This window comes from Alkalihalobacterium chitinilyticum, assembly GCF_029028005.1.
GTDB classification, from domain to species: domain Bacteria; phylum Bacillota; class Bacilli; order Bacillales; family Bacillaceae_F; genus Alkalihalobacterium; species Alkalihalobacterium chitinilyticum.
Map to the genome: position 1 here is coordinate 174,290 of NZ_JAOTPO010000007.1, position 12,775 is coordinate 187,064.

General features: G+C 34.2%; 12 protein-coding genes. 4 read left to right on the forward strand and 8 right to left on the reverse strand.

The window, feature by feature from the left end:
- Positions 1 to 413 precede the first annotated feature (413 nt).
- The 4 genes from N7Z68_RS12080 to N7Z68_RS12095 form a co-directional block, all read right to left on the reverse strand.
- Positions 414 to 1,982: a hypothetical protein gene (locus N7Z68_RS12080; protein ID WP_275118735.1), complete on the reverse strand. Its 1,569-nt coding sequence runs from the start codon at positions 1,980 to 1,982 to the stop codon at positions 414 to 416.
- Positions 1,983 to 3,215: 1,233 nt separating this feature from the next.
- On the reverse strand, positions 3,216 to 3,671 hold the full coding sequence (locus tag N7Z68_RS12085) for a hypothetical protein (RefSeq protein WP_275118736.1): 456 nt from the start codon (positions 3,669 to 3,671) through the stop codon (positions 3,216 to 3,218).
- A gap of 24 nt (positions 3,672 to 3,695) precedes the next feature.
- On the reverse strand, positions 3,696 to 3,995 hold the full coding sequence (locus N7Z68_RS12090) for a hypothetical protein (RefSeq protein WP_275118737.1): 300 nt from the start codon (positions 3,993 to 3,995) through the stop codon (positions 3,696 to 3,698).
- An 18-nt stretch (positions 3,996 to 4,013) separates the two neighbouring features.
- The gene (locus tag N7Z68_RS12095; protein WP_275118738.1) at positions 4,014 to 4,313 is read right to left on the reverse strand and encodes a hypothetical protein; all 300 of its coding nucleotides are present in this window, start codon (positions 4,311 to 4,313) and stop codon (positions 4,014 to 4,016) included.
- Positions 4,314 to 4,450: 137 nt separating this feature from the next.
- On the opposite strand from N7Z68_RS12095, the gene N7Z68_RS12100 reads away from it, so the two are divergent.
- From N7Z68_RS12100 to N7Z68_RS12110, 3 genes are all read left to right on the forward strand, one after another.
- Positions 4,451 to 4,816 carry a helix-turn-helix domain-containing protein gene (locus N7Z68_RS12100; protein WP_275118739.1) on the forward strand — a complete coding sequence of 122 codons (366 nt, stop codon included), beginning with the start codon at positions 4,451 to 4,453 and terminating at the stop codon, positions 4,814 to 4,816.
- 528 nt (positions 4,817 to 5,344) lie between these two features.
- Complete coding sequence (locus N7Z68_RS12105; protein WP_275118740.1) at positions 5,345 to 6,832, forward strand: recombinase family protein; 1,488 nt, start codon at positions 5,345 to 5,347, stop codon at positions 6,830 to 6,832.
- A 74-nt stretch (positions 6,833 to 6,906) separates the two neighbouring features.
- Positions 6,907 to 8,625, forward strand: a complete 1,719-nt coding sequence (locus N7Z68_RS12110) for a recombinase family protein (protein WP_275118741.1) — start codon at positions 6,907 to 6,909, stop codon at positions 8,623 to 8,625.
- Here the strand turns inward: N7Z68_RS12110 and rlmH are convergent.
- Together rlmH and N7Z68_RS12120 are read right to left on the reverse strand one after the other, a co-directional pair.
- The gene (gene rlmH, locus N7Z68_RS12115; RefSeq protein ID WP_275118742.1) at positions 8,560 to 9,039 is read right to left on the reverse strand and encodes a 23S rRNA (pseudouridine(1915)-N(3))-methyltransferase RlmH; all 480 of its coding nucleotides are present in this window, start codon (positions 9,037 to 9,039) and stop codon (positions 8,560 to 8,562) included. The genes N7Z68_RS12110 and rlmH overlap by 66 nt on opposite strands.
- 69 nt (positions 9,040 to 9,108) lie before the next feature.
- Complete coding sequence (locus N7Z68_RS12120; RefSeq protein WP_275118743.1) at positions 9,109 to 9,270, reverse strand: CxxH/CxxC protein; 162 nt, start codon at positions 9,268 to 9,270, stop codon at positions 9,109 to 9,111.
- 197 nt (positions 9,271 to 9,467) lie between these two features.
- Between N7Z68_RS12120 and N7Z68_RS12125 the strand changes: the two genes are divergently transcribed.
- Positions 9,468 to 10,391, forward strand: a complete 924-nt coding sequence (locus tag N7Z68_RS12125) for a 3-hydroxyacyl-CoA dehydrogenase (RefSeq protein WP_275118744.1) — start codon at positions 9,468 to 9,470, stop codon at positions 10,389 to 10,391.
- A gap of 60 nt (positions 10,392 to 10,451) precedes the next feature.
- Here the strand turns inward: N7Z68_RS12125 and N7Z68_RS12130 are convergent, their stop codons facing one another.
- The gene (locus tag N7Z68_RS12130; RefSeq protein ID WP_275118745.1) at positions 10,452 to 11,669 is read right to left on the reverse strand and encodes a S1C family serine protease; all 1,218 of its coding nucleotides are present in this window, start codon (positions 11,667 to 11,669) and stop codon (positions 10,452 to 10,454) included.
- 295 nt (positions 11,670 to 11,964) lie between these two features.
- Positions 11,965 to 12,759, reverse strand: a complete 795-nt coding sequence (locus N7Z68_RS12135) for an MBL fold metallo-hydrolase (protein WP_275118746.1) — start codon at positions 12,757 to 12,759, stop codon at positions 11,965 to 11,967.
- Positions 12,760 to 12,775: the final 16 nt, after the last annotated feature.

Here is a 12,775-nt window from a genome sequence, read left to right on the forward strand (position 1 = left end):
AGTGTTTTAAACCTAGTATTGATAGGGGTTTCGGGAGTTTTCAGAAAAAATAGGTATCTGAACAAGTACGTAGATAAGCCAAACGGGATATTAATAGAGGAAGTATTTAGCAACTTAATAGATATGAATAATCTTTTAAAGAAATTAAATTTATTATAAAGGAGTAAAATAAGCATAAAATTTACATTTACATACAAAAAAAACTCACAATCTATTAGTTGATTGTGAGTTTAATATACCTTTAGTTTAATTTCGAACAGTCCCTTTAACTATAAGGTTACTATGGATAAAAATAGACAATGACAAATAAGCTGTATGAAACCTATTTTTTCGAAAATAGACACATTGACAGCTTATTGAATACATAATTTAGTAGGTAATAAGAAAAAATCGAGAGTTGTAGAGTAATAATTTTAATAATCACACTCTACATCTTTAAGGTCCTGTAAAAACCCTTTCTCTCGTAGTTTTTTCTCTCTTCTTAACACACTTTCTGGAATGTAAGGTTCACCTTCACTTTTAAGTTCTTTACCTATTTTGTTTTGAGGTGTTTGTTTAATAGTAAAGGAAGGTTTGCTATTAGGGATTAAAAACACGATTTCTTGCTTTAGATGTTCAATGTTGGCTCTAATTTCAGCTTCTCTCATCAATATCCCTTTGTAAGCCCAATCTCGAACAACGGATTTCTGTTCCTCTTCCGATAACATCCCTGGTTCAAATTCAAAGCGGTTATACGTTTGAAGAATATGTTGTTGCAGGACTAGCGCACAATTAGAATTCGTTTTCTTGTCCTCAATAGGTTTAAGGGCTTCTTCTAACGTTATTCCATACGACTCCAGTTCTGCGTCCAATATGATTTTGTGATTATCAGATGCTTTCTCAATAAAGTACTTAATAAGTTGATTGAATTGTTCGGAAGTAAATTTGTAGGTACCAACTTCAACGATTCCCTTTTTAAAACAACTCGAAGAGAACGCTTCTACGATGATATTTTGAACTTCTTTTAAAAGGTGGAAGTCCTTCATGTAGTTAGGCGCTTTTGTTTCTTTCTCGTTTGAATATAGATCATGATATAGAACATTTTCCTCTTCAGTTGAGAAATAAGATTCTAAAGAATGACGGTATAAATCTAGACCTGTTTCTCCGAACTGCTCGAATAACTCATTTTTTATGTTGATAAAGAACGGAATTGTTTCTGGGCGTAGTAAATGATGATAGATGTAATATTTCTCTGCAAGCTGAAGAAACTCCTGTTGACTAGCATTGTTTTGAACGACTTGTTCTGCACTAGTTAATTTAGGATTTAAACAAATACCGATCTTGTGGTCGCGTTTTTTAAACATACGCTTTTTTCCAGTCTTTTCGTTATAACCACAAAGTTTGTGAAATGTAGAATGAAAATCCTTAGATGTTTCATCATATCTAACTCCGTTAATGTACACAACAAAGTAACCTTTTTGAACAAAGTCAAAAAGATAATTGGCTAATTGTTGGTAATCTTTAATGTAATTTAAGCCTGAGTAGTATTTGTTACTGTGTAAAGCTTCTACAGAAACGGTCTTAGGTACATCTGGTTGAGTATATGAAGCAACGTATAAGAAAAAGCGTTTTTGGCTTTTTCCTAATGAACGTAGATATGGATCTGAAAATACTTTAAGGTTTTTAATATATCCTTGGTCCTCTTTTTTTCCGTTAGAAAGAACATGGAACTTTGAATATAAAAATCCATCTACCTCTACTACTAATTGGTTTAACTTTAGTTCTGCAATTATACGGTTTAAAGTCTTGTTCTGAACCATTAAATCTCTACGAACTTCATCTAAGTCTACATGAATTTTCCCGTCTTTGTCTACTGAGTTAATTACATGAAACATGAAATCTATAGCTTTAGAAGAGATGTCTCGTTGTCCACGACCAATCTCAAACATTAGTTGTTTGTTCAATTTTGCAGTTTTAATTGATTGTTTTGTTGTCTTACACATGCGAGACACCTTCCTTGTCGATAGTTATTTAAACGTATGATTCTATTGGTTATACAAAGGTTTTTTCCATAAAAAAGAATAAACCCCAAGCGTATAGAGACAGTAATGCAAAGTTGATGCATTTCTGTAACGAAAGCTTGGGGTTTTCCCTTTATATATATTCAGTTTCTTAAATTTTTAATTAGATACATTTGATTATACCATTGGTATATATGCAAAGCAAATGATTTTCTAACCTTTTTTATATTTAAAAGTAAAACTTCTTATGCTTCTATTTATCTAATTATGATAGTTAGTTCTTTAAAAATATTCTTTTTGAAGGTGGACAACAAAATGGTACCCAGTTATCCCCACTACCTAGGGAGTGAACCTATAATAAACAAAACCTTTTATACCAAGGGATTCATGTTAACTTTTAGGGCCTAGACACCCGACAAGTATACTTTTAAAAACCCTTTTTAACTGTTATTTTAACCAAAAAAATTAGAGTCAAAAATACTTTTCTATAACTTAAATATCCATGTGGTAAGATAGACTTTTTACTAAAATTACTACGAATTTTTATCCAACATGAGACTAGACTAGCTACAGCAGAAAACTTTTCCTTCTAATGACGGTGCTTACACACCTAATTACGTTTATATCTTTTGGTTTCCTACTATTACGTACACAATTTTGACCTATCTTGTATTTGGCATTTAACTTATTTAGGAAATTAAAGTTAAGAGAATAATGTTATATAAAATTTTATCTATACGCGTAGATGCTTATCACAGAGCCTCTATGTTCATTATAGATACCTTTAGTTGGCCTAGCATAGAAGCCTAGCATGGCCACTTCTCTAGGTAAAATATATTTATTCATGCAATATTTGCTGAATAAACTTAATTGCCATCAGGGTCATTTGACAAATGCCATAACAATCTAGTCTCTTATATTGGACACTTATATTAGAGACCATATAAAACCCTCTTAATTAGGGGGTTAATTGCTCATATATACCATTAAGAATGTTCATGGTATCTATTATTAGATACCATAACTATATTCATGGTATCTATTATTAGATACCATAACTATATTCATGGTATCCATTATTAGAGACCATATATTGGACCCAAGAAATTAGTATTTTATTCACATGAAAAATGTCTAGGACAACTTGTCCTAGACATTAACATACAAATTTTATTTAAGTGCCTTTATTATTATACTTATATTGTTACTTACTTGTTAATTCCTAGATGTAATAAAAAACTCCATAAAACAAGGGTCAACTAATAAATCTGGTATTAGATAATACCCACTTACATCCGTTTTCTCTAATAATCGCTCTCTAATCAGAATATTGATAGACTGTCTGACATTTGTTTTCTTAATAAAAGTATTACCTGAGATTTCGGATACATTTACCTTAACTGCAGTACTTTTCCGTTTGCTGATATGTACGCTATAACAAATATAAGCATAAACAATAACGTCTATACTCCTAATGTCATTTGCAAAGTCAGCAGCTAAGATGACAACTGGAACAAAAAATGAATTATAATCTACTGTATTCTCAAATCTCTCTTCCATTATAAAAAACTCATCGAGTTGATGATCAAAAGCATTATATATATCTTTGTATAAGTCAGTATCTTTTCTATCGGTTCCAAAAAAGTTAAGAGGTAATTTAACACTACTCATAAATAAATATCTCCTCTTATAATTTTAATCTATAGTAAATGTCTTGATATTTGCTTTTCCATATACTGACTTTACATTGCGTTTAGCTTCTTGTGTCCGTCTTTTTATGCTTTTAATAGTTGCCTCTTTTGGGTTCGCTACTTCTTTTAATGTTACACCTAGCGAACTAACAGCGTAACCTTTTGCACCCAAGAGTAGCTCGATCTCTTTAAACAATTCTGTATCTAAGCTTTCATGTGCTTTATTCACCAAATCTTCATTCAGGTTATTTTCCTCAATTACTGTTGAAAGACTGATCACTAAATCTCCAGCAAATACCTTCATTACTGTCTCTCCTTATGCTTATTCAAATTTTTTAGGAACGATATAATTATTAATCATAAGTGACATAGTATCTCTTACGGCATATTTATATGTCGCTTTGTTTTGAGCAAATATTTGCTCATATATATTTGATTTTATTTCATCTAGCTTTGAACGAATTTCTTCCTCACTCTCTTCTTTAGTCATTTCAAACATTTTTTCTTCTAGTTCCTTATACAATGTTTCAATATACATTTCATATTCCGTACTAGTTAATATAGACTCTAGTCTTGCTTCAACAAAATCTTCTACACACTTCTGCAAATTCTTATTACTCATAAATATGCCTCCCTATATTCACAATAAGTATATATTCATATTATGAATATATTGTACCTCATTGCTTATTGATTGTAAAATGAAAAAACAGTACCATAGATAATAAAGAAGAAATATATAAAGTAAGAGGGTATAACATGAATAATCTTTTAATTGGTAGGTTAATTAAGGAATTGCGTATTAAAAAAAAACTATCAATGGTTCAATTTGCAAAGAAGGTACAACTCTCTCAACCATCGTTATCTAGAATTGAAAACGGTAATCAAGAATTATCCCTTTCTGCACTTTCGAAAATTTGTTTTGAGTTGGATACCTCTTTAACAGAATTTTTCCAACAGCTAGAAGTATCTAATTCATTTCAAGAAATTGTACTAAACAAGAATGAGAATAACCAAGAACATATGGCCGAAGAATTAGAAACCAAACTGATAGAGATGATTACGGAACTATCTCTAGAACAAAAGAAAGCATTATATACTTTACTTTTTCCGTATAGTAAATAAAAAAAGCAAGAACACACCTTTGCACAAGGTAAGTTCTCACTTTTATTAATGTTTTTTAAATTTTGTATTTTAAGCTTATATTCTTCCTATAACCATAGAGTATTTACTGCATTTAAATATCTATACTATTAACTTACTCAAATTATTTTTTCACTTGCACTTTTTATAAAATATGATATATTAACCTTATAGGATATTAAAATCTAATAAAATATTATACATGCATAATAAGGGAAAACCCCAAGCATGGTATAGAAACCTAACATGACTATCTTCTGATTTTCATGCATAGGCTTCTTGCCGCTTGGGGTTTTTTGTTTTTCTTATCGAATTAAGAAGGGAAAGGAACTGGAATATGAAAACAAATACACCTTTAGACTATAACAACTATTATGAGTCAATTTTAACAATAGAAAAAAAGCCACAGGAAATGAAAGCAACTCAATTTTTAAACTTTCTATCTGATCTCATTATTAAATATAAAAACAACATAGATTCAGTAAATACAACTAAAGGAAGTGAAAAGTAATGAAAAAGGCTTTTGCTTATGTTCGAATTAGTACAGGAAAACAAAAAGGGAACACATCTATTGAGAATCAAATAAGTGTAATAAAAGAATATTGTGCTGCTCATGGTTATGAACTTGTGGCAATATACAGTGAACAAGGTTCTGCTAAAAGCATCGAGGGAAGACCCGAATTTATTAAAATGATCAATGATTTAATTGATACCAACGAAGTTGAATACCTAATTGTTTTAAAAATAGACCGTGCATTTAGAAAGCTAATTGAGTCACTTTTCATTTGGGATAAGCTTGAGGAAAACAACAAGTACTTCATATCCATCTATGATAACGTAAATACAACTTATCCCCATTCAAAGGATACCTTTATATTTAATTCCTATCAGGCTGAAAAAGATAGAGAGAACATACTTAGAAATACTATCTCTGGCATGGAGAAAAAGGCAACCCTCGGGTACTTTAATGGCGGAAAAGTTTATGGCTATGAGTCCGTAAGCAAAGAGTTAAGGGTTATTCCTGAAGAAGCTAGTGTAGTAAATTTCATTTTTAAAAAGTATGTATACGACAATTGGGGCTATAAAAAGATTGCATCTGAGCTAAATCTCCAATGTATAAAAACAAAAAACAGAAAAGATTGGACCACGACTGCAATTAAAAAAATATTAGAAAACAAGATTTATATCGGGTATATTAAGTGGAAAGAAGCATTTACTGAAGGATTACATGAAGCAATAATCCCACAAGAGTTATGGGATAAAGCACAAGAGTTAAGATTGAAAAAAAGTTTTAAGCCTAAAAAAATTCATCCAGGTACTTACCCCCTTTCCGGGATACTTAAATGTCCTCAATGTGGCTCTGTAATGGTACAAGGAAATAGCAGCCAGAAGTATAAGTATTACCAATGCAATAAAAACAAAAGCAGCGGTAAGGCTGCTTGTTCATCAAATCTGGTAAAAAAGGAATATGCTGAAGAACATGTGCTAAATGAGGTAGTTTCCTACTTGAATATCCTTAACCTATCACCTTTACTTCATCAAATAATAGTATCAAACTTAAACTCTACTCTTGTATCACTTGAGGAAAAGGCAAAAATCTTAAAAAAATCCTTAGATCAGATAGAGAAAAAGCTAAATCACTTTCTTTCCCTTTTATATACAGAGGACGATGATGGAGAAACAATCAGCATGGATACCATCACATTATTTATTCGAGAGTCTGAAAAACAAAAAAAGAAAGACCAAAAAAAGCTAAAAGACTTACATCACCGAATCGAGCTTCAAAAAAGTCTAAGCTTAAACCAAGACATAGAATTCGTTGTCAATAATTTCGAAACCTTTTATTACCTTATCTCAGACGAAGACAAAAAGTTGCTTTTTCATAACTTTATCAAAGAAATACACATTACAAAGGGGTCAACTACAAAGGAGAGAAAAATCAAAAAGATTTTTTATCAATTTGAACCTGAAAATTTGATCAATATCCTTTCTGCATAATCAGGGTGAATGACAACTGTCATTTCACCTTTTTTTATTGCCATTGTATGATAATAAAGAAGGAGGTTACAGCAATGGAAATTAAAAAAGTAGCCATATATGCTCGCGTAAGTACAGAAGAACAAGCATCTGAGGGGTATAGTATTAGCGCTCAACTCCAAACGCTTCGACAGTACGCAACACTGTATAATTGGGAAATTGCTGATGAGTATGTTGATGAAGGAATTAGCGGGAAATCTATTAAAGGTCGCCCTGCAATGCAAAGGCTTGTAGCTGATATAGATAAGGGAAAATTCCAAGCAGTATTAGTTTGGAAGATATCACGTCTTTCCCGTAATATGTTAGATACCCTCGTTTTACTAGATCAATTTGAAGAAAACGATGTGAAGTTTATTTCTTACTCAGAGAACTTTGACACTGGTACTCCCATAGGCCGTTTAGTTGTTCAACTTATGGCTTCTATCGCCGAAATGGAACGTAATACCCTATCCGAAAACGTAAAGCTTGGAATGACCCAAAGAGCAAAAGAAGGTTCGTGGAATGGAGGTCTTGTATTTGGCTATGATTCAGTGGAGAAAGAACTATTAATAAACCAGAAAGAAGCAGCAATTGTAACTTTAATCTTTGAAATGTATTCAGAAGGTAAAGGCTTAAAGGCGATTGCGAATTCGCTTAATAAAGCAGGTTATAAGACAAAGCACAATAGACACTTTTCAATCAACGGTATAGCAACAATTTTAGACAATCCAGTTTATATAGGTAAGATAAGATGGTTACAAGTAGAAAATTGGGAAAAACGACGTAGGAAAGGGAAAAATCCCACCCCTATAATCGTAGATGGAAAACATAAACCCATTGTTGCGAATGAACTATGGAGTGTTGTCCAAGCACGTAGACAAAGTAAATCCTTTAAGCAACGTCAATCAAACGAACCTTTTCTGTTAAGCAGTATCCTTCGATGTCCTGATTGCGGCCAAGGAATGGTACCATCAATAACTACTTCTACTCGAAAGGATGGGTCAAAACATAAACACCGTTACTATGTCTGTAGTAATTTCCACAATAAAGGGTCTTCTGTCTGTAAGGCAAATTCTATTAGAGCTTATGAAGCAGAAGAATCTGTAATTAACCGTTTAGAGAATTTCTTAGCTGATTCCAAGCTCTACATCAATACAATAGAGTCTCTGAATAAACAAACAGTTCAATCGACTATACAGAACCAGGATGAATTAGAAAAGATTGAACAGCAGTTAGTAAAAGTTAATACCATGCAAGAAAAGTACATGGAAGCATTTGAACAGAACCTTTTCCCAATTACAATATTACAAGAACGCTTACAAAAGCTTTCCATAGAAAAAAAGGGTTTAGAACAAAAGAAAAATGAACTTAGTGTTCAACTAAGTTCATCAGACTCAAAAGTAATTCCTCCAGATGTTATTCGCCATCTATTAGAAAAGTACTTAGGAATTTTCAAACAGTCTTCGCGAGAGAAAAAGAAGCAACTCTTTCAACTCTTACTAAATAACATAACGATTAAGCATTCTGATGGTCGATCTAGAACTGTCGATAAAATTGAACTCGATTTTGACTTTTCAGAGGTCAATCTTTCCAAGACCTTTACACTTATCCACATATTAAATCTTGATTTAGATAAGACAGAGGAAAACTCGACTTCCAACCCTAATCTAAACGACAAAATGCCATCTTATTTACAACTTTTTTTGCCTCTATTTGTGGTACGGTTCACCCCGATTAATCCTGAACGCCCGATACACCTGCTCCACCAAGATTAACCGCATGAGCTGATGGGGAAACGTCATTTTGGAAAACGACAGCTGCGCATTGGATCGTTTTAACACTTCATCACTTAATCCTAGTGATCCTCCGATTATAAATGCAATTTTACTTTTACCGTACGTGGCCAGCTTGTCCAGCTCCGACGCTAACTGTTCCGATGACATTTGCTTTCCTTGAATGGCAAGTGCAATTACATGTGCATCAGGATGCACTTTGGCAAGAATTCGTTCGCCCTCTTTTTGCTTAATTTGTTCCATTTCTGTTTCACTTAATTGTTCCGGGGCTTTTTCATCTGGTACTTCAATGACTTCTATCTTTGCATAGGCACTTAATCTTTTTAAATATTCATTTATCCCCAACGTTAAATATTTCTCTTTTAGCTTTCCTACAGTGACAATTGAGATATTCACAGGTTAATTCTCCCCACTCTAATAAAGTTATCCACAGAACTTATCCACATATCCACACACTTGTTCCCATTAATCTGTAATTATGTATGTAGGTTGCTCGTCACAGAAGGAGCAACCTGTGGATAATTTTTGTTCATCTGATAAAATTTCCATGTTTGGTGCTGCCTCACACTCGTCAATAATGTGCTCCATTGCTAGTTCTACGTGTTCTTTACAAGTATAGTATTTCATATTGGTACTCCCTTCACATCCGCTCATTAACTTTTTGGCTTTTTATTATAACATACCCTATCCTATATCATGTTACTTGTGGATAAACTTTTTAGCTCTCTTACTATTATTGTGTACACCAACTAACAATTAAATGGTAATATTTATATAAATCAATCTATTTATTCAAACCACTCTAAAATTGAAGGAGCGAAACTATGAATTTTACTAATATTACTGTTGCAGGTAGTGGTGTGTTAGGCAGTCAAATCGCTTTCCAAACGGCATTCAAAGGATTTAATGTATCTGTCTTTGACATTAATGATGAAGCGATTCAAAAAGGACAGGACAGAATTTTAAGATTAAAACGCCTTTATCAAAAAGACTTAGGAGCTTCTGACGAAGAAGTGAATGCTGCATACGACCGAATTTCTTTTTATACGGATCTATCTCAAGCAACAAGAGATACGGATCTCGTAATTGAAGCTGTTCCTGAAGTCGTATCCATCAAAACAGATTTTTACGAGAAATTAGGACAAGTTGCACCTGAAAAAACTGTTTTTGCTACTAACTCTTCAACGTTCCTCCCTAGTCAATTTGCAGAAGCTACAGGCAGACCAGAAAAGTTCTTAGCTCTTCATTTTGCTAATACGATTTGGAAAAACAACACGGCAGAGGTAATGAAACACCCAGGTACGGATATGAAAGTATTTGATGAAGTACTTCAATTTGCTGAAGAAATTGGAATGATTGGTCTTCCACTATATAAAGAACAACCTGGCTATATCATCAACTCTTTACTCGTACCATTCTTAGAAGCAGCTCAAATGCTCCTAGCCAACGAAGTCTCAGACATCGAAACAATTGATAAAACGTGGATGATTGGAACGGGAGCCCCTATAGGTCCATTTGCAATGCTAGACGTGGTTGGTGTGACTACCGCTTATAATATTACCAATGCAAGAGCTCAAGCAACAGGTAATGAAGAACTTAAAAAACTAGCTGACTTTATTAAAACGGAATATATCGATAAAGGAAAATTGGGTAGAGAAACAGGAGAAGGCTTTTATACATATCCCAACCCGAGTTTTGCTAAACCGGACTTTTTAAAAGGGAAAGCTGACTACTTGGTAAAAAGCTAACCACCACAACAAAGAGGCATTCTAGACGAATGCCTCTTTACTTTTCATTATTTTTAACAACTAAAAACTTTGTTGTTCTGCTAATTGTAATTGTATTGTTTCTTTTTTACCTTGTCGATAGAAGGTCACTTCAATTTCGTCACCAATTCGTGTTTTCGAATATAAGTACTTTCTTAAATCGTGGCTATTCTCAATTTTGGTACCATCAATTTCGACTATGACATCATATTCCTTAAGCCCAGCTCGCTCAGCTGGTGACATTGGTGCAATGCTTGTGATAAATACACCTGCTTTCACTTCTGCTGGCAACTTCAATGTTTCTTGCCAGTGGTACCCTGGAATTTCTGATAATGAACGAATGCCGACTCCCATTTGCGGACGTTGTACTTCACCAAATCGTTCAAGGTCTTCAATTACAGGTACGGCAACGGCTGTTGGGATTGCAAACCCGATCCCCTCTACAGCACTCTGGTTAATTTTCATTGAGTTAATACCAATTACTTGCCCTTTGATATTAATTAATGCTCCTCCACTATTTCCTGGATTAATCGCAGCATCCGTTTGCAGGACTTCCGCATGCCAATCGATTTGTCCATTTCCAGTTAAGTCAACAGGGATGCTTCTTTCTTTTGCACTAATAATTCCTTGCGTAACTGAGCTTGAAAAACGAAGACCTAGTGGATTTCCGATCGCAATCGCCGGCTCTCCAGCACGCAGCGTTTCTGAATTACCAAATTCAGCTACTGTCGTTACCCCATCATCATCAATTTCAAGTACGGCTAAATCGGTAATCACGTCAGCTCCTAACAGTCTCGCTTCTACACGAGTTCCATCTGCAAGACTAACCTCAATTTGTCTAGCACCGTCAATTACATGATGGTTCGTTACGACGAATGCTTTTCCATCTGCTTTTTTATAGATCACACCAGATCCTGTACCCTCATTTATATCTTCAGACCAAAAGTTGGATTGTTGAAGGTTAATTACGCCAACCACTGCATCGGATACCATTTCAACGGCATCGGTAATATCCGTATTGACAGAAACATTGACCGTTTGTTCTAAACCATCAGGTGTTCTTTCGATCACTTCATTGACCGGTTCATTTGCTCGTTCTACTTCGTATGGAAGAAGTCCCATTTGTGAGAGAACGGGAATTGAAAAAAGAACCATCAATCCTCCAATAACTGCACCAATAAACGCTGACAGACCTAGTCCTTTTCCATTGCGCCGGTTCTGTCTCGTTTCGGTAGAATAGTGTTCATCGTAATATCCCATGTCTGCCACCATCCTTTTATCGATAGTAAGTAAAATTAAGTCCTTTTAATTTTATTATATTTGCCCTGAGTAAAAAGTCTACATGAGAGCAATACTTTTGATTATTTCACATACTATCTACTAGATTTCCCAAAAATCAGCGCCATCAAACCATAATTAAACGCCTCTAGTTCAAGCTTTTTACGATAGAGCTATAAATGCTAGTTTTTTGAAAATATCACTGTATTACGAAAAAACAGGAGTGAGACATTAAGTCGTCTACACTCCTGTTTTATCCTAAGTTTTAAATACTTACTTACACAGCCGTCAATTCGGTTGGTTTGTCTGGGTCGGTATCATACAATGAAAATTGATGACCATGACCACAGTCCCGTTCATCTAAAATTTGACTGACCGTCATTCTTGCTAAGTCTTTCATATTATTATCTTTACTTAAATGAGCCAAATAAACGCGCGATGTTTGTTCCCCGACGACATCAGCTAAAGCATGCGCTGCATCTTCATTTGAGACGTGCCCTACATCACTAAGAATTCGTCTTTTGACACTCCATGGATAACGTCCCATTCGAAGCATATTAATATCATGGTTCGATTCAAAAATATACGCATCGGCATTTTTAATCGTCCCCTTGATTCTCTCACTGACATAGCCCATATCCGTTGCAAGTACTAATTTTTTACCTGAATGGTGAAACACATAAAACATCGGCTCAGCCGCATCATGAGAAACCCCGAACGACTCAACTTCAAGGTCACCAAATTGTTTGACTTCTTCTCGTTCAAAATGGAACTTTTGCTCGGAAGACAGTGTTCCTAAATCTTTCTCCATCTCTTGCCATGTCTTTGCATTCGCATAAACGGGAAGATTATATTTCCTAGCAAGTATTCCTACTCCTTTAATATGATCACTGTGTTCATGTGTCACAAGAATGGCATCTAGTTCTTTAGGCTGGCAGCCGATCGTTTTAAGGAGCTCGTCCATTTTTTTCCCACTTAAGCCAGCATCAATCAGGATCCGCTGGTTTTCAGTAGCGACATAAAGTGCATTTCCTGAACTCCCACTAGCTAAGACGCTGTATTGCAAAGTCATATTTTTTCACTCCAGT